Below are 20,095 nucleotides of genomic sequence, written 5' to 3'. Positions count from 1 at the left end.
GGCATGGCATTTCAATGTTATTCAATTTCCAAATCAACAACCATATAAGCGAGTATGACAGTAAAGAATATACTTACAGCAGGTGCTGTTAATACGTGTCCAGACATAAAGCCAATACCGAGCGATAGGACGAGTGTGCTAGCTAGTAGCATGTGTTTTACGCTAAATAGTTTCTTGAAGTTTGTGATCAAGCGAATGAATATTTTTATACCGAAATAAAGAAGCGGCAGTAAATACATAAGGAAGCCGACAATTCCGAATGCAAAGAATAGGTCGTGGAAATCCATTTCGACTAGCTTCACTTTCGTTGTATAGTTACCAGCGTAGCCCATTCCGAATAGTTTTTGGGATAATGGTGCTTCTTTATAGTATTGTTTGTATACTTTTAAGAATTTGTCCCGATCACTATAAATTAAACTCTTCACTTCAGAGTCTGTTAGTTCACCTTTTGCGTGTTTTTTTGCATCCTCTGGATTTTCTTTAATTACTTTTCCTTCTTTTTTATCCTGTTCTTCTTGTACTGATTTTTTGTATTCGTATATTTGCATGTGGATTCCCATATTTTTTGCAATAGGAGTATGCGGTGTAAGAACAATTAAACCTCCTAGTACAACTGCTGCAACGATGGTGTTTACAAGATATGTGAATCCTTTTTTTTCTTTTTTACGGTTTATCATATATTCAATGAACGAGAAGAAAAGTGCTACGCCTAATGTTAGCACAATTGCACCATATCCAACTTTTGTTCCGACCATAATACTTGCATACATCGCAAGTATTGTTGGAATCCAGTAATATATTTTCGAGAAAGAAGTTGTTTTATAAATCGAATATAAGACAACGATTGGGAACATAATCGCGAAGAGAGCACTTAAATCATTTCCAGCAAAGAACCAACCTCTCGAGCCAATTTTTGAGTGAGGATAGCTTGGGAAATCAGTGCCAGTTTGCATTGCGATAATCATTGTGATGCTTAAAATTAAAGTTGCATATAAGAAATATGTAATGATTTTATGAAACACATATTCTTTATTTTTTAGCTCTTTAAAGACGATAATATATCCAAACAGTAGCACAATTGGATATATGCTCTTTAAAATAAATTTAACTTCTTCTCCAAATGAAACTGGAGATTTAACCATCATATTATTTACAAGACCGATTGCCAGTGCAATGCCGAGTAAACATAAATAGAGAATGTACTTTTTCGCGCCTTGTTGTTTATGATGAAGAAGTAGATAACCTAATGCAAGAAGCATAAAGGCGAAACGGACTACGATTCCGACTGTTGCGCTCATGTGTAATACATAGATTGAAAAAGACGTTAATAAATCTAAAATTGGTTGAAACACGATGAATAGCAGTAGGAAATGCGGGAAGTAGTTATCCGTCTGTTTTAACTTAGTAACCATATGTTCCTCCATTTCTTCATTCCTTTATTTCAGCACCCCTCTATATAATAGGAAGGGGAATGAATTTCTATATTTAATTTTTATATCAGACTTAAGAATACACCATTTCATTGTAATGGTAAATAGATGAAGAGCCGGGATAAACCGACTTTAATTTCTATATTTTTCAACGAAATTGTATGTTTTATGCAAGGCGATATACAAATTACGAGATTATTAGACAGAAAATTAAGAAAAAAGAAGGGTTTTTCACATCCTTTCTATAATTATATAAGTATAATCTTTGTGTAGAAAAGAGGGGTATATATAATGGAAGTAACAAGTAAAACAGAATCTGTCATTGTGAAATATGAAGGGCACGTTGCAACGGTTATGGTCAATCGCCCAGAGGTGTTAAATGCATTAGATGAACCAACGTTAAAAGAGTTATTACAAAAACTGAAAGAAGTAGCGGAGAGTTCTGCACACATTGTTGTGTTATGCGGGAACGGCCGTGGTTTTTCTGCGGGTGGAGATATTAAATCGATGCTTTCAAGTAATGATGAAAGCAAGTTTGATGGTATTATGAATACTATTTCTGAAGTCGTTGTGACTTTATATACGATGCCGAAGCTTGTTATTAGTGCTATTCATGGACCAACTGCTGGTCTTGGATTAAGTATTGCACTAACAGCTGACTATGTGATGGCAGATATATCATCAATTATTGCGATGAACTTTATTGGAATCGCTTTAATTCCAGATGGTGGCGGCCATTTCTTCCTTCAAAAGCGCGTTGGTGAAAATATGACGAAGCAAATTATTTGGGAAGGAAAGAAATTATCAGCAACAGAAGCGCTTGATATCGGTTTAATTGATGAAGTAATCGGCGAAGATTTCCAAACGGCTGTGAAGCAAAAAATTAGTGAATGGTCACAAAAGCCAATCAAAGCGATGATTCAAACGAAGCAAATTTTATGTGAAGTAAATCGCTCCAATTTAGAACAAACGCTGCAGCTTGAAAAACGCGGTCAATATGCGATGAGACAAACTGCGGATCATAAAGAGGGCATCGCTGCATTTTTAGAAAAACGTTTACCGGTATTTAAAGGAGAATAAAGTGTAGTGGCAGTTTTACTGCCGGTTAATTTAGGATAAAGGGGAGAAAGTGCTAACACATTTTAGTATAATTGTGTTAGCACTTTTTTTAAGGAGTAATGAATGAAGAAATTGATTGGCGTTATCGTTATTATTTTACTTACATATTATGCTTTGCATAGTACACCATCTCTTGCGGTACGGACTGCACTATTTTTTGAAGGGCATCCAATTGCTGCTTTCTCAGGTGAAGTGGAGAAAGAACGGGATGTGAAAAAAGAAGCGATTCCTGATGAGTACAAAACCTTATATGGAGAGAAGAAAGAAGAACCAGAGCATTATTTCTTTCCGGCAGTAAGGGCGCACGGATCAGGAATTGATATGTTAAGTGCTTGTGTGAAAAAAGAGTGGTTATTTTATAAGGCAGAGCTCGGCTGCTATTAAACATAGGAGGATGAATGATGTCAGCATATAACAAGTTAGTAAGAGATCGTGTTCCAGAGAAGATTTTAATGTCTGGAAAAACATATACAGCACAAAAATTAACAGGACAAGCATACATACAAGCTTTGGCGAAAATTGGAACAGAAGAAATTCGTGAATTTGCTTCTATGAAAGAGCGTGAACATGCGCTTGATTCTCTTGCGGATGCACTGGAAGTAATCATATCATTAGCGCGTGCAGAAGGTGCAACAATTGAAGATGTAGAACGTCTTCGTAAGCAGAAAGAGATAGAGCGCGGTGGGTTTGAAAGAGGTATTTACTTGTTGGATGTTTCAGAAGAATAGATTTGTAGGGAAAGCATAGCGTTACTCATTAACGAACGCTATGCTTTTTTGTTGCGATTAAGCTAATAATGAAGAAGATAGCTGTTAATACCCAGCCAATTGTAATAGAAGTAGTAGTATGAACTGCATAAGAAACTTGTAAACAAAGTAATGATGCTAGAAACCAAATGAGTGCAATGTGTACATATTTTTTTGATATATTCATATTGTATAACTCCTTTTATATACTAAATTGAATTTTACTATAATTTAGAAAATTAAGCTATATGAGTAGAGGATTTATAGTAAATTCGGTATACTAAATAATAGGAAAAATGAGGAGGAAACGACAATGGCACATTATGCGAAAGAAACGATGGAATTGATTAAGGAGCTTGTCTCTATTCCAAGTCCATCTGGAAATACAGATAAAATTATTCGTTTTATTGAAAACTATGTAAGTGAGTGGAATGTAGAAACGAAGCGTAACAATAAAGGTGCTCTTATTTTAACGGTAAAAGGGAAAAATGATGCACAGCATCGCTTATTAACAGCACACGTTGATACGTTAGGTGCGATGGTGAAAGAAATTAAGCCAGATGGTCGTCTCAGTCTTTCTATGATTGGCGGATTTCGCTGGAACTCTGTAGAAGGGGAATATTGCGAAATTGAAACATCAAGTGGCAAGACGTATACAGGAACGATTTTAATGCATCAAACATCTGTACATGTATATAAAGATGCAGGTGAAGCGAAACGTGATGAGAAAAATATTGAGGTTCGTATCGATGAGCGCGTATTTTCAGCTGATGAAGTACGTGAATTAGGAATTGAAGTAGGAGACTTCGTTTCATTTGATCCACGCGTTCAAATTACAGAGAGTGGATACATAAAATCACGTCATTTAGATGACAAAGTAAGTGTTGCAATTCTATTAAAATTAATTAAAAGATTACAAGATGAAAACGTAACATTACCATATACAACTCATTTCTTAATTTCTAACAATGAAGAGATTGGATACGGTGGTAACTCTAACATTCCAGAAGAAACGGTTGAATATTTAGCGGTTGATATGGGAGCGCTAGGTGATGGACAAGCATCTGACGAGTATACAGTATCTATTTGTGCAAAAGACTCTAGTGGTCCGTATCATTATGCACTACGTAAACATTTAGTAGAGCTTGCGAAAACGAACAATATTGAATATAAAGTAGATATTTATCCGTACTATGGATCGGATGCATCAGCTGCGATTCGAGCTGGATTTGATGTGAAGCATGCATTAATTGGAGCAGGTATTGATTCTTCTCATGCATTTGAGCGTACACATGAAAGTTCGATTGCTCATACAGAAGCGTTAGTATATGCGTATGTAATGTCTCATTTAATTGAAGAATAATTTCGTAGAAAATAAAGAGGGCTGATTGAAAATGTTATTTTTAATCAGCTTTTCATTTGGTGGGTAATGGATCGCTTTTTGAATTTTTATATTTATTCTTCCTTATATGTTCATCTTTAATAATATAGGCAGAAAACGTATTTACTACAGTGGTAGAATGTTATAAACTATTATAGGAGTTATTTTCCAATTGGTATTTTTTATATTAGTTTGATTAAGAGAATTGTATAACGTGAGATTTTGAGAGGAGATTTAATTTTTATGAAGTACAAGGCAATCGCTGCTGGTATGTTAGCAGCAAGTTTACTAGCTTATCCAGTTAGTAGTTTAGCAGAAACAAAGAAGTTTTCAGATGTTCGAGACGACTCATTTGCAAAAGACGCAATTTACTATTTAGTAGAGAGAGATGTAATTAGTGGTAGAACAAGTGATACGTTTGCGCCAAAGGGCCTTTTAACACGTGCTGAGGCAGCGACAATTATAGCGAAAGCAATTGGATTAAAAGTGGATCCAGTTGGGAAACCATCTTTTAATGATTCAAAAAATCATTGGGCAACTCAGTATATTGCAGCAATTGAAAAAGAAAATATTATTGCAGGCCGAGGAGCAGGCGTATTTGATCCTGATGGAAAAGTAACGCGTGCTGAAATGGCTTCTATGCTTGTGAAGGCTTATAAACTACAAGGGTTAGTACAATCCCCAATTACGAATAAATTTACTGATTTGGAAGGTCATTTCGGTAAAGAAGCAGCAAATATTTTAGTAGCGTTAGAGATTTCTGCTGGTACTGGTAAGACGATTTGGAGCCCAGATCTTTATATACCGCGTGAACAAGCAGCGCAAATGACGTATAAAGCGGACAAGCTAAAGAAACATAATGATAATACGAGCAAACCAGAGGAAACAAAGAAAGAAATGTATATAGATCGTAAGTTCATTACATATCATCAACCATCATTATCATCAGGAATTACTGACTTGCAGCATGATCCACAAAAAGTTGTAGTAAAAGAAGAGCGAGATGGATGGATTAAAATTGTAACGAGCAAAGGTGAGAAGTGGACACCTTTAAAAGAAAAAACAGAAGTTATTAATGAAGGATTTACAACATATGCAGAAGCGTCACATTCTTCTAAAGTACTAGGGAAATATGGAGCACAAACAGTAACGGTTATTGAAGAAAAAGATAGCTGGATTCGTATCCGTACAAATAGTGGTTTCCAATGGGTTGATAAAAATCAATTAAACCCAGTAAAACAAGAGAACTTCTTAGAAGGTAAAGCAATTATTATTGATCCAGGTCACGGTGGAATTGACTCGGGTAATGTTGGTTATTACGAGAAAGAAAGTCAAATCGTATTAGATACATCTTTACGATTACAAAAACTATTTGAGAAAAAGACACCATTTACTGTTAAGTTAACACGTACGAACGATACACGCCCAGGAGTAGATGCTAGTGATTCTTTAAGAAAAAGAGTAGAATTTGCTAATGAAAATAATGGTGATATTTTCGTAAGTATTCACGGTAACGGTTCTACAGGTAAAGATGGACACGGCACAGAAACATTCTATTATGCAGCAGCACCGACAAAATCAACGAATCCACATACGGAAGACAGTCGCTTATTAGCAGAAAAAATTCAAAAGCGCCTTGTAGCAGCTCTTGGAACAAAAGATCGTGGTGTGAAAAAGGATAATTGGTACGTAGTAAAATATAATACAATGCCAGCTGTATTAGCAGAATTAGCATTTGTAGATAATAAGGATGATGCAAATAAACTCGCTACACCAGCACAGAAGCAAAGTGCAGCAGAAGCGATTTATCAAGGTATTTTAGATTATTACGAAGCAAAGGGTAATAACGTATCTTCTTTCCGTTAATACATTAAAAGAGATTGCCAATAGGCAGTCTCTTTTATTTATTAACGTTTCTCTTTATTTCAGGCATGTGATATCATTTAATTTTATACAAAAAAGTATTGTAATTATAACGATATAGAGGATGATCATAGATTGAATAATCATAGGAAAACACCTGCATGTATATATACGTATGCATTTCGTGAGGAGGAGCGTGCTTTATGTTACTTGGAAATGCGCTCGTTCTTTGGAATGGAGTCCCACGTTAATATTTTGAAAAGTGATGTCAAAATTGACCCGAGTAGAAGTCCTTTTATGAAAGAACGCGTTGAGGTTATGTATGAAGGAGACGACTTAGAAAGTATTTTGGAACAAGTAAAGGAAATTGAATTAGGAGAAATGACGTTTAAAGTTATCTTCGTGAAAATCAATGATCTTGAGGGAGAAAATAAAATAGAGTATGCGGAAAGACGTATCATTGAACGACGTATTGGGGATTGTATTGATGCGGAAGCAGATGTGCGCAATCCAGAGCGTACTTTTGGTATTGTTCCATTAGGCGGACGTTGGTATTTTGGACATTATGTAGAGAGTAAACCAGTTTGGTACCATCATATAAAAAAACCACGTAGCTATTCGACATCTCTTAGCACACGCGTTGCAAGATCCGTTGCAAATATTGCGGTGCCAAATCCAGAGGGAGTAAGAGCGATTGATCCGTGCTGCGGCATTGGAACGGTTGTAGTAGAAGCTCTTTCGATGGGAATTAACATTGTTGGTAGAGATATAAGCCCGCTCGTTGCGATTGGAGCGAGAGAAAATATTGCGCACTTCGGATTCGATGGGACGATAACGAAAGGTCCGATCGAGGAGATTACGGAGAACTATGACGTCGCAATTATCGACATGCCATATGACTTATTTACGCACGCAACACCAGAAAATCAGCTCTCCATTCTTTCAAGCGCACGCCGCATTGCTAAAAAGGTAGTCGTTGTCACAATGGAAACAATGGACGATATGATTCATGAAGCAGGATTTGAAATTATAGATCGTTGCACTACAAAAAAAGGAACATTTTCTAGACAAATTCTTGTTTGTGAATAAGGAAGAAAGGTCACCCGTTTGGGTGACCTTTTTTTGCTTTGTATGAATGTGTGATTGGTTGGTGGAATGGAGGAGGGATTTGGCGAAATTTGTCGGTAAGTCGATATTCCATGTCGAATCGTCGATAAATTTAAAAAATCGCCGATATATTGTGTGAAATCGCTGATATATTCCGAGAATCGTCGATATCGTTACATTAGTATATTACTGTTCTTTTAATTTCTCTTGTTGTGCAAGTAGTAAATTGCGCAAGATGTGTCCGCGGTAACTTTCTAGTTTGCGTCCTTCATGATAACGCACGCCTAATTTTTTTAGTTCAGCTACGTACCAGCCTTTTGTTCCGTAATACATTGGATCACTTCCTTTTTGCTTTTGAACAGTATATGTTGGGGATGGAAGTAACTTTCCATTGAAAATAATAAGCCTGGCTGTATCAAGTGGTTCCATAAAATGGATTCCGGATTGTGTATAAAAAAATAGACAGTACTGTATGCTTTTTCAAACAATGTATACAAATTTATCCCGCATTAACGGGCAGTAAGACCCCCCACCTCAAAAGTCAGCGGAAGCAAAGAAGTTAGGTGGGGGATCAACTGCCCGTAAAAGCCCGATTGGTTCAACTAATAATCAGTGGGAGATGAACAAAACCCCCACTGATTAAAGTTTCACTTTATACCCTATGCGTTGGCATGATATTTGCAATGAAAAGAGTATCAACATATAGGGGAGAGATAGAAATGAAGGTTAGTAAAGTGTACACGACAATTGATGCGCACGTAGCTGGGGAACCGCTTCGAATTATTACGGGTGGTGTGCCAAAAATAAAAGGAGAAACGCAGCTAGAAAGACGTGCATATTGCATGGAACATTTGGATCATCTTCGCGAAGTTCTTATGTATGAACCGAGAGGACATCACGGTATGTACGGTTGTATCATTACTCCGCCTGCCAGTGCTCACGCTGACTTTGGCGTATTATTTATGCACAATGAAGGATGGAGTACGATGTGTGGACACGGCATTATCGCTGTTATTACAGTTGGAATTGAGACAGGTATGTTTGAAGTGACAGGTGAGAAACAAAAGTTCATTATTGATAGCCCCGCTGGGGAAGTCATTGCGTACGCAACATATAGGGGGAGTGAAGTAGAGTCCGTATCATTTGAAAATGTTCCTTCATTTGTATACAAAAAAGACGTTCCTATTAAAATAGATGACTATGAATTTCAAGTAGATATCGTATTTGGCGGAGCATTCTACGCTGTTGTGGATAGTAAAGAATTTGGTTTGAAAGTTGATTTTAAAGACTTAGCTGCTATTCAAACGTGGGGCGGTAAAATTAAGCACTACATCGAGAGTAAAATGGAAGTAAAACATCCACTTGAAGAAGGGTTAAAAGGAATATACGGCGTTATTTTCTCAGATGAACCGAAAGGGGAAGACGCAACGTTACGAAATGTAACAATCTTCGCTGATGGGCAAGTAGACCGTTCTCCTTGCGGTACAGGAACTTCCGCAAGAATCGCAACTCTTTTTGCAAAAGATGCTTTACAAAAGGGAGAAATTTTCGTCCACCAATGTATTACTGACGGGAAATTCGAGGGAGAAGTATTGTCGGTAACAGCGGTACATACATATGAAGCTGTCGTTCCGAAAGTAACGGGGCATGCATTTATTACAGGATTTCATCAGTTCGTTGTAGACCCGAGAGATGATTTGAATCGGGGATTTTTGTTAGGATAGAAGGAGGAGGTGGAAATATATGCTAGTCATAAGCGCGAACGAACAACGAAACTTAGTAAATATGAATGAAGTCATTGAATATGCGGCGCTTGCCTTAAAAGAATTTTCCGCAGAAAGAACAATCACGCCAATTCGCGGTTCATTACCATTTGCGAACGAGCAAAATACGGCATTAATTATGCCTTCAGTCGCAGAAGGGCTTGAGGCACTTGGTTTAAAAGTAGTAACAGTAGTCCCCGAGAACAAAAAGATAGGAAAGAAAACGATAAACGGGATTGTGATGCTATCAGACTTTCAAACGGGAGAACCGCTCGCACTGTTAGAAGGATCCTACTTAACGATGATTCGAACAGGCGCCCTATTAGGAGTAGCGACAAAACATTTAGCTCGTCATAACGCAAAAACTTTATGCATCATCGGGACAGGCGAACAGGCAAAAGGAATTGCTGAAGCTATATTCGCGGTTAGAGATATTGAAAAAGTCATTTTATACAATCGAACAGAAGAAAAGGCGTATGCATTCTCGCAATATATACAAGAGAAATTCAACAAACCTGCTTATGTTTACACAAATGCAAATGAAGCAATAAGCGAAGCAGAAATCATTGTCACAACTACGAACGCATCCACACCAGTCTTCTCAGAAAAACTACAAAAAGGCGTCCACGTAAACGCCGTCGGCTCATTCAAACCGAACATGCATGAACTACCATCCCACGCTATCGCGGGCGCAAACAAAGTAGTAGTCGAATCAAAAGAAGCATCATTAGAAGAAACGGGTGATCTTCAAGTTCCGATACAGGAAGGGTATTCAAAGTAAGCGACATCTACGCCGAACTCGGACAAATCATAAGCGGAGAAAAAACTGGTAGAGAGAACGATGAAGAGATTACTATTTTTAAATCGGTTGGTTTGGCAGTAGTGGATATCATCGTTGCGAAGTATTTGTATGTGAAAGCGGTGGAGAGTGGGGTGGGGAATAAGATTGAGTTTTGAGGGACTGCCTTTTGGTGGTCTTTTTTTGCATGGAATTTTGTGAAGCAAGAAAAAATGAATATTAATATTCTAATATTCAATAGAAAGATAAAATGTTTAAAATTTCAAAATAATACATTATAATATATTTAGTAAAATTAACCAAAATTAACCAAAATATATTTTACTTATTATGTATTAAAGGGGAAATGAAAATGGCTGGACAAATTCGTATGTCACCAGAGGAGCTTAAATCAAAAGCGACTCGATATGGACAAGGTGCAAATCAAATTGAGGACATTTTAAGTCAACTACAAAACTTACAAAATGAATTAAGAGGAGAATGGGAAGGACGTGCTTTTGAAGGTTTTGACCAACAGTTTAATCAATTAAAGCCAAAGGTACAAAACTTTGCACAGCTATTACAAGAAATTAATATGCAGCTTAATAAAACTGCAGAGGCTGTTGCTTCTCATGATGAAGAATTATCACGTAATTTCGGTTTGAAATAAAAATTTTCATACTCTATATAACAAGCATTTCAAATGAGCCATACAGCTTATATTGTATGGCTCATTTGATTGCATGCCCAGCGAGTGATATTGATAGGGATATATAATGAGATTTCTTTAATGCATTTGGAAAATTTATAGAAAGGATTTGAAAGAATGGGACAATTTCAAAGTAATTTACAAAAAGCAACACAAATTGCTACGAAAATGGGATCAGCCTCTGATAGGATTCAAAGTGCAACCAGTCGTTCTATAACAAAGGCGACGCGTACAACGTTGTCTGTTAACTTCAAATCACAAGAAGCGAATCAGCAAGTTTTAGACTTGACGAAACAATTTTCCGCCGCCTTTCAACAAGCGGTTGATAATATTCATTTGGTAGCTAATGAATTTGAGAGAATGGATAACGAACTTCACAATACTTTTCGCTAATGTGACAACCTACGTAAAGTAAAATAGTAGGAGGAATATGATGAGTCAAGATATTGAAAAACAAATTAATCAAATAAATCAAAAGTTACGAAGTGTATTTGAAGAACAGGACCGAAATCAATTTGCAATTCAAACTCAGGAACATGTGGAACGAAATTTTTATGAATGGAAAAATAGAAGTAATCGTTTATTTAATCGAATTTTAGAAACTTGGCATCGTGATAAAGAATTATCTTATTTTTTTATGAATATGCGTCAAGAAGCACAACACATTGAGCGAAAACTTACATTCGAATTGGAAAACCAAAAAGAAACATTGTTTAAAGAGAAACGAGATCTTAGGGATTTAGAAAATGATTTTTCTTATGAGAAACAAAAATTAGTAAAGGAGACCAATTCATGAGTTTAAATATGTATTTGGGAGAAGTACAAAACCAAACTCAAAGTATGAATGCTGTATGTGCCGCTACTATTCAAGGCATGCAACAAGCGATTCAGTCGATTGATGCTTTTGCAGTTGATACTGTTTTACAAGGACAAACATATAGTAGTGCAAAATCATTTTTTGTACAAACCTTTCGTCCTTTAGCGCAAGGTATTATTTACTTATGTGAAGAACTAATTCGTCAGAATAATGCCTTTCCAAGTCAATTTCAATCACAGGTAGCTTCAACAGATGTCATTGAGCAAGAAATACGAGAACAAATTCAAGAAATTAATCAATCGATTGCAAGTATAGAAATGATGAATGCCGTTACACCAATGCCTGGAATAGATGCACTTGTGGCTGTTTTAGTTGAGATGAGAAAAAAACTTGAAGAAAAACTAGAGCATCTATATGAATTTAATTATACTTCTAGTAGTAATTATGATACAGCACTTCAACTAGCATCTAGTATTGCTGCAGGTCTTGCGGAAGTCCAAAGTGGAAAAGGTTTTAATGCTTTAACAGGGTTATTTAGTGTGAAAGAATTAAATATGGAATGGACAGTAGCTATTCAAAAAAAATCAGAAGATAAAGTTCATGCTGTTCAAATTGAAAAAGAAGCTGTTAAAAATGATTGGTTTTTGATGGATTCAAAAGAGGTAAAGGAAAAAGCTGAGGAAACAGCTAATGGAGTAGCAACAGTTACTGGAGTAGTTGTAAAAGGAATTGGTAGTATAATAAATGGTAAAAAGTATGAAAAATCATTTACTGAGGAAAAGGGATATGGTGGTATATTTATTAAAGGTCTTACACTTGAAGCAGAGCCATTTGTAAGTTCTCGTACTTATGATAGATTTGATGTAAAAGATAAAGAAAAGAGAGAACAAACCTATGGACCTATGGTTGGTTTTACAGTAGCCCAAGCCGGAATAGAACAAGAAAATATTAAAGGATTTGGAATAGGAGCTGAGGCTAAAGTAGCTCTTGCTACTGCAGAGTTAGGTGCTCATGTGGAAAATGGAAATTTACATATAGGAGCTGAAGCTACTCTAGTAAAATATGAGAGTGCTATAAAAATTCCTATTCCATTTATGGATAAAAAGTTACAAATTGGGGGATCAGCATCGCTTGGAACACTCGGGGGATCTTTTGAAGCTGGAAAAAGTGGATTCAAATTTCATGCACCATTTGGTCCTGGTGTAGGTTTATGGGGATTTGGTTTAGAAGTTAGTGTTAAGGAATAAAGGAGATAATTAGTATGAATAAAAAAGTGAAAAATTTTAAATATCTTATGATTATATTAGCTTGTATTGCAATTTTTGGTACAATTTTACCTAATGCATTGGATCCAAATGAAACATTAGCAGGTAATATTTCAGTTGCAGTTTTTGGTACAATTGGTACTTGTTTGTTGTTTTCTATTACTTATTTCATTATAAAAAAGGCTATTTTAAGAAGGGGAAACTAAGATGGGACAAAATTTAGAGTTAGAATTACTTCCAATAGGTTCTGTTATAATGTTTAAAGATTGGGAACATCCATTAATGGTTTATGGAAGAAAACAGATGGATTCTGAAACAAAAAGAACATGGGATTATGTATGTTGTTATTTTCCCCATGGTAATATTTCTTCGGAGTATAATTTCTTTTTGAATCATGAAGATATTTCTAGTGTTTTACATCTTGGTTTTATTAATGAAGCAGAATTAGAGTTTCAAAAATTATTTAAAAAAGAAGTTGAAGAAAAACGGTGATTCTTTTAAGCTGTTAGTGTTTTTGAAATAGTCAATGGATGAATGTTAATACATATATTTAAAGGAAGGGGACTCTCTATGAAATTGCTTCGTTCATTTCTCATTTTCATTCTTGTTGTATTGTTAAGCGCATGTAATACAGCAACAAAAGTCACAAAGGTTCAAAAAAATGGCGAAACGACTTTAACAATTGGTTCTTTGCAGGGGTATTACGATGTACAAACTCTTAAAGCTGAAAAAGGAAATGTGGAAATTCCTTATGAGGCAGCAGTTGAAGAAGGTACGATTTTATTGCAAGTCACAAAAGACGATAAGGTCATTTATGAAGAAGAAGTCACTTCTCAAAAAGAAGGTTTGCTTTCTTTTGAAGCGCCAAAACCCGGATCATATGATTTAATTGTACGTGTGAAGGGTGAAGAAGAGAAAGCAAAAGGAATTCAAATACATACAAAGCTATAAAAAATGGCAATTGAGCTTTACCCGTTTGCCAATTCTATTTCTAGTTGGTTTTGCTAATACATGCTTATTAATTTTAAGAAGTAAACGTAAAGTAGCTCCAAAATATACAATAAAAATTGATTTTGGAGCTACTTTCACTTTTGGTGATTCGATTCTTAATAAAACATTTAATAAATTTTATAATAATTTAATTCTAATCATTAAAAATCCTACTTTTTCTTACTTTAATAGTTTCTAAAATATAAATAAGAATACCTAAACCAAATATCTTTTCAGCATTAGAAATATTATTACCTAATTTAATAATAGGTACATTTAATCCGAATTTTTCACTCCATTCTAAAGGCATATATCCTTTTTTACAGTTTATTAATATACGATTATCTATTGTACGAAACGATGTTTCAAAAAAATCAAATTCAACTTCTATCTCAGAAAGTTTTATCTCTTTTTCATTTATTAAAGAACCACGTACCATTCCAAATCCCTGTATAATATTTTCTTTAAACATGCCTACACAATTATAATTTGAATCATAAATAGCCCAATCATAATTTTCAATTTCACTATGAAAGTATGCAAGAATTTCTCCATCACTTGCTTCTAATCCAAAAACTTCTTTATTTTTTAAAATAGGTAATGTTGAAGAAATCATCTTTGTTCCTGCTACATATCTTCCATCAGGAGTATATAAACCTAAATGTTTATTATTGCCGGGTAATTCCAACAAAACATAAGTATCAATATCCCAAAATGTTAAATCATTTTTAACTATATTTTTTTCTAGTAAATTTCCTTTTCTTAATTGCCAAAATCCAATACTAAAAAATACAAGAGAAGCTATAATAATTAAGATTACTGGTCCCCAATTAATATTACCCCAAGTATTATACATACCAATTAATCCATAAAGAAAAAGCCCAGTTCCAATTAAACACTTAAACTTCCCCCTTTTTTTATAATACTCAAATAATTCCACACGAACACCTCTATCAGTTGATTTTAATACTCCAATTATTCTTTAAATATAACAAAGAAAAAATGTATAATCTAACGTTTTTTCGAAAATATAATTAAAAAAATAGTAATTCTAAATAAATTAAATTTGAAATGTATCAAGAATATTATCTTTTGCTTCTTTATTGATTCCAATATATTTGAGTGTAATTTGTGGTGTGCTGTGGTTTAATATTTCCTGCAACATAGCCACGTCTTTTGTTTGTTTATAGAACCAATAGCCGAAGCTTTTGCGCATGGTGTGAGTCCTAATAGATTCGATACCGGCAAAATCTTTGGCTTTTTGAAATTTTTGATAAGCCTCTAGATCGTATTAATGGGTTGATCTTCTTTTCGAGAAGGGAATAATATTTCACAGAAGGTGTAAAAGGGGATGTTGATTTAGAATAGTATTAAAGATATGGTGAAAACAGGTTCGAAAAAAACATGAAGAAAAACTAGAGCATCTATATGAATTTAATTATACTTCTAGTAGTAATTATGATACAGCACTTCAACTAGCATCTAGTATTGCTGCAGGTCTTGCGGAAGTTCAAAGTGGAAAAGGTTTTAATCCCGTAAGTAGTACGTTTAGTACACAAGGGTTGAATATGGAATGGACAACTTCTATTCAAGCGATTACAGAAGAGAGGGCTCGACAAGCTGCCAATTCAATTGAAGAAGGTGAAATGTGTGGTAAGCTACCTGAAAAATCTACTGGTGAAAAAATTTGGGATGGCATTGTAGATGGTACGGGGCAAGCAGTTAGCGATACAAGAGACGGAATAAAAGCTTTAGGAGATTGGGAAACGTGGGGAAATATGGGGAGGTACCTGATGCATTTACATGGCATCACCACCAAGACACCGGACGAATGCAACTCGTAGATTATGAGTTGCATAGAAAAACTGGTCATACTGGTGGATATAAAATTGGGGGCAAAGATAGTGATAAATAAGGGGGACTATATATGAATAATGTTACTTGGATTGGGGTAAATAAAAAAGAAATTACAGATGAACATATTCAACAAGTAGAACAATATTTGGGTATTAAATTTCCTATTGATTTTATTGAATGTGTGAAAAAATATGATGGTGGTTATCCACGCCCTAAAATATTTGATATACCTAATCAAGATGAAAATGTGTTTAGTAAACTTTTAACTTTTGATTTAGAAAGTAGAAATTCCATTATTAAAGTATATGAATATATAAAAGGTAGATTAGTAGATAAGGTATATCCTTTTGGCAAAGATTCGTTTGGAAATCATTTATGCTTTGATTATCGGAATAATTCTCAATCACCAACTATTGTATTTTGGGAACATGAGGAAGAAGAGATAGAAAAAGCAATTTATCCTGTTTGTTCATCTTTTACTGAATTGCTTAATAGCTTACGTGATTATGAAGACGAGGACGAATAATTAATTATGAGTAACAAAGGTAAGACTTATGTGTATTACGCATAAGTCTTTTTAATATTATCTCAAAGTTAAGAAGAAGTTTTTATTGTTTTTATAGTAATTAATATGTACTCTGATTCGTATACAGCATCTAAAATATTACGTGAAGAACTAAAAGATGCAGGGATTGAACTACCCCCATATTCTAATGCAGCACATCATCTAACACCTTGGAACGATAGTAGGGCAGAAAAGGCACAAAAATTATTAAAGGAATTTGAGATAGACCATGATTCGGCGACTAATGGAGTATTTTTACCTTATAAAGTTAATGAATACGTGACTACTGAAGTCTTACACATAGGAAAGCATAGTTTAGAGTACATACTTGAAGTAGAGAGAGTATTAAGTCTTGTTAAGAAACGGGACGGTACTCAAGAAGATGCTGTTGACGCCTTACATGATATAAGAGAACGGTTATTGAATGGTGAATTAAAATTAAATAAACCGAAGAAAGAGTAATCTTATAATAGAAAAATAACAAAGGAGAGTAAAAATGAAAATTTGGGAATTAAAGAGTTCATTTGATGACTATGAATCCTTTCAACTATTGAACTTAGAAGAAGATTCTAAAAAGTATTTTGAAGGAAAAATTGACTCAGCAGTAAAAGCATCTGATTCATGGGGAGAAGTTGGTACACCAATGGTTAGTGGGAAAGCTAAAAAATTCTTAGAGTCTATACTTGGTGATAATGTAGAATTTCTTCCCCTAATTCATGATGTGACGGGAGAAGTGTATTATATAATTAATGTTTTAAATGCACTAGATGCTATTAACTATGAGAAAGCTATACTAAAGAAACTACGTTCTGGCTTAGTAATAGATTTCAAAAAATACGCATTCTTACCTAATATGGTTAAGAACTAAACAATATTTAAAGTTTACTTAAATGAAATATTACATATTCCTTCCGTTTTTGTATCAGATGAATTTAGAAATACAGTGTTAGAAAGTGATTTAAAAGGTTTTGAATTTATCGAGTTATGGGATTCAGAAGCAAACATGTAAAAGAAAGTCCTAAAATAACTGATAGAAGTTTAAAGCAATGGTTTACATTAACTAGACACTTACAAGATGGAGATAGTGTAGACGTAAGCTGGCCTATACCAAAATATAACATCTATCCTAAGGGAGAATAAATAAACTTAGAAAGGGATTTTTATATGTGGAAAAATCTGATTTTAGAAATTGGAGATATATTGAAAAGTGTTAATTATAAGCTGAATACACCCGCAACGGATACTGAAGTTCAAAGTTTAAGAGAACGTGTAAAAGAGAAATTTAATGTTGATTTACCGAGGGAATACGAAGAGTTTCTTAAAACTGTAAATGGTTTAGACTTTGATGGACTGGTACTTTACGGAGTTGATTCTTCTTTACTAGAAACAAAAAAAGATGAACATATTTGCGGCTTTATAGACACGAATGAGATTTGGTATGAAAATGAATTTCAAAAAGAGTATCTTTTCTTTGGCGATTCAAATATTGCATGGTTTTGTAAGAGCTTATTAGACGGTACTTATTTAGAACTTGATAAACCATCAGGTACGGTAATGAACACATATAATGATTTTAATACAATGCTTGAGGAAGCGTTAAAAATAACTCTTCTTTAATAGAAGGTATTAAAAATTATGTTTCATTTTTGAAAGAATATGTTGTGGCAGACAGAAGTATCCGTTCTAAACAAAAAGCTATTTTCTATTATAATACTACTTGTAGTTGCTATTTTATCTCCTTACAACTTATTTAAAAAGATTTATTTTATTATTGGTGTTCTTATTATTAGCGCAATTTCACTTGGTGCAAATAAATTCTTTGAACTGATACACAGTAAATTTGATAAGAAATGATATTACTTATGTGATAGGGGAATTCAAAATATGAATAAATCATTAAGGATTTAGAGGGGAATTTCCACAATATGATTTTACCGGATTACGTGGAACTAAATTAGTTCATCACCATATTGGTGGTGATCAAGCTGTTGGTGTTCCGATGCCACTACATCCTGGTTTTTGAGGGGTTCATAACGCAAAAAAAAGCGATTGGAGCATGGGGGAAAAGATGCAGGATATGTAGAAATGCTTCAGAAATGTATTGAACATCATACATTAGGCGGTAAATAAAAAAATGAAAAATGAAATGAAAAATTGTTTTGATAAAATAATTAGAGAGTGGCAAGATTGTAATAATTCATTGCCAAAATGAAGAAGCAGAGGCTTTTATCTATGAAGGAGAACCAGATACAGAGGGGTACGTATTCTGGAAACCTTTAGAGAAAAATATAATTTATGATTTTTCTGATATAGAAAAAGATTTGGGGATACAATTACATAATTCAATTAAAGAATATTATAACTCTTATTGGTTTTTAGACTTAGGAGGTAATTATTTAGGTTATGATTTTGAATTAAATCCTGTTATACCAGGAATTGAACTGCATGATTTCTATGTACCTTTACAAGGATACCAAGGCGCACATGATAATCAACTGAATAATATTCCTTTTGGTATGGAATTTCCTTTTTGTTGGGAAAGCACGTAAAGTAAGACAACGTATTAAAAAGCATTTTGAAGATAATGTATCACCAATTAAAAATCATCGTGATGAAGTGTATCGTATTGATGTATGTATTGTCAGAAAATCCGATGGAAAGAGAAATTTACGCAACATATATGATTAACGAATTTCAATCGAAGTATAATGTGAATAAAGTGTTTTATAAATAACATCAACGTAAAACATGATCTTGGTACTACATCAAAATCATGTTTTTTTATATGCAATAAAACAATTGATTATTCTTAATCATTCGACAAGATACAACAATTTAAGATCATATCTTTTGCTATGATAAGTAAGGAATTTACATATCGTGTTATTGGGGGATAAAAAGAGATGTTGAAAAAATTTACTACATGTATTTTAGGTTGCGCTTTAGTATTCAATTTATCTGGTTGCGGCAATACATCCGACAAAACTTCTTCAGAATCTAAAGAAACCAATTCTAAACAAGAAGAAAAGAAAGTGCAAACAACTGATGAGGCGAAAACGAAAGAGTATACAAAGCAGAAAAATACAGAGCAAACAAAAGAGAAATCAAAAATAAAAGAAAAAGAGTATGCTGTAAACAAGGATTTTCATACACCTAAATTTGATGTAACTGTAAAAAGAGTTGTAGAAAGAGATAAGGTTGGTAAAGAAAGTATAGGATTCCAAAAACCTGAAGATGGACATGTCTTTATTGTTGTAGAAGCAGAAGGGAAAAATATCACAAGCGAACCGATGAAATTAGCCTTTTTACCATCAGTGGATTTAGTGGATGAAAATGATAATGCTTACCAAAGTGATGTGTGGGCAGCTAGTAGTTATGATGTTGAAAAAGGTGAGACCTCTACTATTACTAAGGAATTAAAACCAGGGGAAGTAAAGAGACAAAATAAAGTTTATGTGATTAATAAAGAAAAATTTGATACAGGAAAATGGTATGTAGTTGTTAACAATGAGTATAAGGAACAAATTAAATAGTGTTTATTTATGAAGAGGAGAGGGCTCCTCTTTTTTTGTTACAAGTTAACACAGAATTTCGTTATGAGGGACTGCCTTTTGGTGTATTTGCTTTTCTTAGCTTGATGGGCATGTAAAGAGGCTGGATTTTTGATGATTGTATCTGCAATAGGTTTATTTGTTTGTGTAAATC

Annotated in this window: 23 protein-coding genes and 8 pseudogenes; 26 read left to right on the top strand and 5 right to left on the bottom strand. The window is 34.2% G+C overall.

The window, feature by feature from the left end:
* Positions 1 to 17: 17 nt before the first annotated feature.
* Positions 18 to 1,412: an O-antigen ligase family protein gene (locus tag QCI47_RS23520; RefSeq protein ID WP_061131405.1), complete on the bottom strand. Its 1,395-nt coding sequence runs from the start codon at positions 1,410 to 1,412 to the stop codon at positions 18 to 20.
* A gap of 309 nt (positions 1,413 to 1,721) precedes the next feature.
* Here QCI47_RS23520 and QCI47_RS23515 point away from each other — a divergent pair, with 309 nt between their 5' ends.
* The 3 genes from QCI47_RS23515 (at position 1,722) to QCI47_RS23505 (ending at position 3,277) form a co-directional block, all read left to right on the top strand.
* On the top strand, positions 1,722 to 2,510 hold the full coding sequence (locus QCI47_RS23515; protein WP_016716599.1) for an enoyl-CoA hydratase: 789 nt from the start codon (positions 1,722 to 1,724) through the stop codon (positions 2,508 to 2,510).
* A 102-nt stretch (positions 2,511 to 2,612) separates the two neighbouring features.
* On the top strand, positions 2,613 to 2,933 hold the full coding sequence (locus tag QCI47_RS23510) for a hypothetical protein (RefSeq protein WP_016716600.1): 321 nt from the start codon (positions 2,613 to 2,615) through the stop codon (positions 2,931 to 2,933).
* A gap of 17 nt (positions 2,934 to 2,950) precedes the next feature.
* The gene (locus QCI47_RS23505) at positions 2,951 to 3,277 is read left to right on the top strand and encodes a nucleoside triphosphate pyrophosphohydrolase (RefSeq protein ID WP_001277353.1); all 327 of its coding nucleotides are present in this window, start codon (positions 2,951 to 2,953) and stop codon (positions 3,275 to 3,277) included.
* Between the two features lie 28 nt (positions 3,278 to 3,305).
* Here the strand turns inward: QCI47_RS23505 and QCI47_RS23500 are convergent, their stop codons facing one another.
* Positions 3,306 to 3,482 (bottom strand): hypothetical protein, encoded by a 177-nt coding sequence (locus QCI47_RS23500; RefSeq protein ID WP_001027096.1) that lies wholly within the window; start codon positions 3,480 to 3,482, stop codon positions 3,306 to 3,308.
* Positions 3,483 to 3,608: 126 nt separating this feature from the next.
* Here QCI47_RS23500 and QCI47_RS23495 point away from each other — a divergent pair, with 126 nt between their 5' ends.
* The 3 genes from QCI47_RS23495 (at position 3,609) to QCI47_RS23485 (ending at position 7,628) form a co-directional block, all read left to right on the top strand.
* Entirely contained in the window at positions 3,609 to 4,658 is a 1,050-nt protein-coding gene (locus QCI47_RS23495) for a M42 family metallopeptidase (RefSeq protein ID WP_016716601.1), read from the top strand.
* A 261-nt stretch (positions 4,659 to 4,919) separates the two neighbouring features.
* The gene (locus QCI47_RS23490) at positions 4,920 to 6,542 is read left to right on the top strand and encodes an N-acetylmuramoyl-L-alanine amidase (protein WP_061131406.1); all 1,623 of its coding nucleotides are present in this window, start codon (positions 4,920 to 4,922) and stop codon (positions 6,540 to 6,542) included.
* A 132-nt stretch (positions 6,543 to 6,674) separates the two neighbouring features.
* Positions 6,675 to 7,628 (top strand): TRM11 family SAM-dependent methyltransferase, encoded by a 954-nt coding sequence (locus tag QCI47_RS23485; protein WP_001059298.1) that lies wholly within the window; start codon positions 6,675 to 6,677, stop codon positions 7,626 to 7,628.
* 204 nt (positions 7,629 to 7,832) lie between these two features.
* Here the strand turns inward: QCI47_RS23485 and QCI47_RS23480 are convergent, their stop codons facing one another.
* Entirely contained in the window at positions 7,833 to 8,075 is a 243-nt protein-coding gene (locus QCI47_RS23480) for a YflJ family protein (RefSeq protein ID WP_000433493.1), read from the bottom strand.
* A gap of 242 nt (positions 8,076 to 8,317) precedes the next feature.
* Here QCI47_RS23480 and QCI47_RS23475 point away from each other — a divergent pair, with 242 nt between their 5' ends.
* The 9 genes and pseudogenes from QCI47_RS23475 (at position 8,318) to QCI47_RS23435 (ending at position 13,929) form a co-directional block, all read left to right on the top strand.
* Positions 8,318 to 9,370, top strand: coding sequence for a proline racemase family protein (locus QCI47_RS23475; RefSeq protein ID WP_175879538.1), 1,053 nt, complete (start codon positions 8,318 to 8,320; stop codon positions 9,368 to 9,370).
* A gap of 19 nt (positions 9,371 to 9,389) precedes the next feature.
* A pseudogene (locus QCI47_RS23470) lies at positions 9,390 to 10,366 on the top strand (ornithine cyclodeaminase family protein).
* 194 nt (positions 10,367 to 10,560) lie between these two features.
* On the top strand, positions 10,561 to 10,857 hold the full coding sequence (locus QCI47_RS23465) for a WXG100 family type VII secretion target (RefSeq protein ID WP_000918603.1): 297 nt from the start codon (positions 10,561 to 10,563) through the stop codon (positions 10,855 to 10,857).
* A gap of 156 nt (positions 10,858 to 11,013) precedes the next feature.
* Positions 11,014 to 11,289: a TIGR04197 family type VII secretion effector gene (locus QCI47_RS23460; RefSeq protein WP_000529659.1), complete on the top strand. Its 276-nt coding sequence runs from the start codon at positions 11,014 to 11,016 to the stop codon at positions 11,287 to 11,289.
* Positions 11,290 to 11,329: 40 nt separating this feature from the next.
* Positions 11,330 to 11,692, top strand: a complete 363-nt coding sequence (locus tag QCI47_RS23455) for a DUF3958 family protein (RefSeq protein ID WP_000076110.1) — start codon at positions 11,330 to 11,332, stop codon at positions 11,690 to 11,692.
* Entirely contained in the window at positions 11,689 to 12,960 is a 1,272-nt protein-coding gene (locus tag QCI47_RS23450) for a T7SS effector LXG polymorphic toxin (RefSeq protein WP_061131409.1), read from the top strand. Before QCI47_RS23455 ends, QCI47_RS23450 begins: the two co-directional genes overlap by 4 nt.
* A gap of 14 nt (positions 12,961 to 12,974) precedes the next feature.
* Positions 12,975 to 13,184, top strand: a complete 210-nt coding sequence (locus QCI47_RS23445; RefSeq protein WP_001036917.1) for a hypothetical protein — start codon at positions 12,975 to 12,977, stop codon at positions 13,182 to 13,184.
* Between the two features lies 1 nt (position 13,185).
* Positions 13,186 to 13,470 carry a DUF4176 domain-containing protein gene (locus QCI47_RS23440; RefSeq protein WP_000531355.1) on the top strand — a complete coding sequence of 95 codons (285 nt, stop codon included), beginning with the start codon at positions 13,186 to 13,188 and terminating at the stop codon, positions 13,468 to 13,470.
* Between the two features lie 78 nt (positions 13,471 to 13,548).
* Positions 13,549 to 13,929, top strand: a complete 381-nt coding sequence (locus QCI47_RS23435; protein WP_061131410.1) for a BA_1872 family lipoprotein — start codon at positions 13,549 to 13,551, stop codon at positions 13,927 to 13,929.
* 193 nt (positions 13,930 to 14,122) lie between these two features.
* Here the strand turns inward: QCI47_RS23435 and QCI47_RS23430 are convergent, their stop codons facing one another.
* Positions 14,123 to 14,908, bottom strand: a complete 786-nt coding sequence (locus tag QCI47_RS23430) for a hypothetical protein (RefSeq protein WP_000418495.1) — start codon at positions 14,906 to 14,908, stop codon at positions 14,123 to 14,125.
* A gap of 120 nt (positions 14,909 to 15,028) precedes the next feature.
* A pseudogene (locus QCI47_RS23425) lies at positions 15,029 to 15,294 on the bottom strand (tyrosine-type recombinase/integrase); the annotation flags it as partial.
* Positions 15,295 to 15,359: 65 nt separating this feature from the next.
* Between QCI47_RS23425 and QCI47_RS23420 the strand changes: the two are divergent.
* The 11 genes and pseudogenes from QCI47_RS23420 to QCI47_RS23370 all read left to right on the top strand — a co-directional run.
* Positions 15,360 to 15,767 (top strand): annotated as a pseudogene (locus QCI47_RS23420) (cytoplasmic protein); the annotation flags it as partial.
* Positions 15,743 to 15,883 (top strand): annotated as a pseudogene (locus tag QCI47_RS23415) (HNH endonuclease); the annotation flags it as partial. The pseudogenes QCI47_RS23420 and QCI47_RS23415, both read left to right, overlap by 25 nt.
* Positions 15,884 to 15,895: 12 nt before the next feature.
* Positions 15,896 to 16,351: an SMI1/KNR4 family protein gene (locus QCI47_RS23410; protein ID WP_001067126.1), complete on the top strand. Its 456-nt coding sequence runs from the start codon at positions 15,896 to 15,898 to the stop codon at positions 16,349 to 16,351.
* A gap of 105 nt (positions 16,352 to 16,456) precedes the next feature.
* The gene (locus QCI47_RS23405; RefSeq protein WP_000286703.1) at positions 16,457 to 16,852 is read left to right on the top strand and encodes an AHH domain-containing protein; all 396 of its coding nucleotides are present in this window, start codon (positions 16,457 to 16,459) and stop codon (positions 16,850 to 16,852) included.
* A gap of 34 nt (positions 16,853 to 16,886) precedes the next feature.
* Positions 16,887 to 17,399: pseudogene (locus tag QCI47_RS23400) on the top strand (imm11 family protein).
* Positions 17,400 to 17,554: 155 nt separating this feature from the next.
* A complete protein-coding gene (locus QCI47_RS23395) occupies positions 17,555 to 18,007 on the top strand; it encodes a YrhA family protein (RefSeq protein WP_000265797.1) in 453 nt (150 codons plus the stop codon).
* Between the two features lie 39 nt (positions 18,008 to 18,046).
* On the top strand, positions 18,047 to 18,244 hold the full coding sequence (locus tag QCI47_RS23390; RefSeq protein WP_000964633.1) for a hypothetical protein: 198 nt from the start codon (positions 18,047 to 18,049) through the stop codon (positions 18,242 to 18,244).
* A gap of 100 nt (positions 18,245 to 18,344) precedes the next feature.
* Positions 18,345 to 18,413 (top strand): annotated as a pseudogene (locus QCI47_RS23385) (hypothetical protein); the annotation flags it as partial.
* A 111-nt stretch (positions 18,414 to 18,524) separates the two neighbouring features.
* Positions 18,525 to 18,915: pseudogene (locus QCI47_RS23380) on the top strand (SecY-interacting protein Syd); the annotation flags it as partial.
* Position 18,916: 1 nt separating this feature from the next.
* Positions 18,917 to 19,124 (top strand): annotated as a pseudogene (locus QCI47_RS23375) (GIY-YIG nuclease family protein); the annotation flags it as partial.
* A gap of 169 nt (positions 19,125 to 19,293) precedes the next feature.
* Positions 19,294 to 19,923, top strand: coding sequence for a hypothetical protein (locus QCI47_RS23370; RefSeq protein WP_076867923.1), 630 nt, complete (start codon positions 19,294 to 19,296; stop codon positions 19,921 to 19,923).
* Positions 19,924 to 20,095 lie beyond the last annotated feature (172 nt).

This window comes from Bacillus cereus group sp. RP29 (assembly GCF_040459765.1).
Taxonomy (GTDB): domain Bacteria; phylum Bacillota; class Bacilli; order Bacillales; family Bacillaceae_G; genus Bacillus_A; species Bacillus_A paranthracis.
This window is presented reverse-complemented; position numbering and strand designations above follow the sequence as displayed.

What these genes read in the sequence shown, in the direction of transcription:
- QCI47_RS23520 (WP_061131405.1), bottom strand. Translation starts at nt 1,412, where the DNA reads ATGGTTACTAAGTTAAAACAGACGGATAACTACTTCCCGCATTTCCTA.
- QCI47_RS23515 (WP_016716599.1), top strand. Translation starts at nt 1,722, where the DNA reads ATGGAAGTAACAAGTAAAACAGAATCTGTCATTGTGAAATATGAAGGG.
- QCI47_RS23510 (WP_016716600.1), top strand. Translation starts at nt 2,613, where the DNA reads ATGAAGAAATTGATTGGCGTTATCGTTATTATTTTACTTACATATTAT.
- QCI47_RS23505 (WP_001277353.1), top strand. Translation starts at nt 2,951, where the DNA reads ATGTCAGCATATAACAAGTTAGTAAGAGATCGTGTTCCAGAGAAGATT.
- QCI47_RS23500 (WP_001027096.1), bottom strand. Translation starts at nt 3,482, where the DNA reads ATGAATATATCAAAAAAATATGTACACATTGCACTCATTTGGTTTCTA.
- QCI47_RS23495 (WP_016716601.1), top strand. Translation starts at nt 3,609, where the DNA reads ATGGCACATTATGCGAAAGAAACGATGGAATTGATTAAGGAGCTTGTC.
- QCI47_RS23490 (WP_061131406.1), top strand. Translation starts at nt 4,920, where the DNA reads ATGAAGTACAAGGCAATCGCTGCTGGTATGTTAGCAGCAAGTTTACTA.
- QCI47_RS23480 (WP_000433493.1), bottom strand. Translation starts at nt 8,075, where the DNA reads ATGGAACCACTTGATACAGCCAGGCTTATTATTTTCAATGGAAAGTTA.
- QCI47_RS23475 (WP_175879538.1), top strand. Translation starts at nt 8,318, where the DNA reads ATGATATTTGCAATGAAAAGAGTATCAACATATAGGGGAGAGATAGAA.
- QCI47_RS23465 (WP_000918603.1), top strand. Translation starts at nt 10,561, where the DNA reads ATGGCTGGACAAATTCGTATGTCACCAGAGGAGCTTAAATCAAAAGCG.
- QCI47_RS23460 (WP_000529659.1), top strand. Translation starts at nt 11,014, where the DNA reads ATGGGACAATTTCAAAGTAATTTACAAAAAGCAACACAAATTGCTACG.
- QCI47_RS23455 (WP_000076110.1), top strand. Translation starts at nt 11,330, where the DNA reads ATGAGTCAAGATATTGAAAAACAAATTAATCAAATAAATCAAAAGTTA.
- QCI47_RS23450 (WP_061131409.1), top strand. Translation starts at nt 11,689, where the DNA reads ATGAGTTTAAATATGTATTTGGGAGAAGTACAAAACCAAACTCAAAGT.
- QCI47_RS23445 (WP_001036917.1), top strand. Translation starts at nt 12,975, where the DNA reads ATGAATAAAAAAGTGAAAAATTTTAAATATCTTATGATTATATTAGCT.
- QCI47_RS23440 (WP_000531355.1), top strand. Translation starts at nt 13,186, where the DNA reads ATGGGACAAAATTTAGAGTTAGAATTACTTCCAATAGGTTCTGTTATA.
- QCI47_RS23435 (WP_061131410.1), top strand. Translation starts at nt 13,549, where the DNA reads ATGAAATTGCTTCGTTCATTTCTCATTTTCATTCTTGTTGTATTGTTA.
- QCI47_RS23410 (WP_001067126.1), top strand. Translation starts at nt 15,896, where the DNA reads ATGAATAATGTTACTTGGATTGGGGTAAATAAAAAAGAAATTACAGAT.
- QCI47_RS23405 (WP_000286703.1), top strand. Translation starts at nt 16,457, where the DNA reads ATGTACTCTGATTCGTATACAGCATCTAAAATATTACGTGAAGAACTA.
- QCI47_RS23395 (WP_000265797.1), top strand. Translation starts at nt 17,555, where the DNA reads ATGTGGAAAAATCTGATTTTAGAAATTGGAGATATATTGAAAAGTGTT.
- QCI47_RS23390 (WP_000964633.1), top strand. Translation starts at nt 18,047, where the DNA reads ATGTTGTGGCAGACAGAAGTATCCGTTCTAAACAAAAAGCTATTTTCT.
- QCI47_RS23370 (WP_076867923.1), top strand. Translation starts at nt 19,294, where the DNA reads ATGTTGAAAAAATTTACTACATGTATTTTAGGTTGCGCTTTAGTATTC.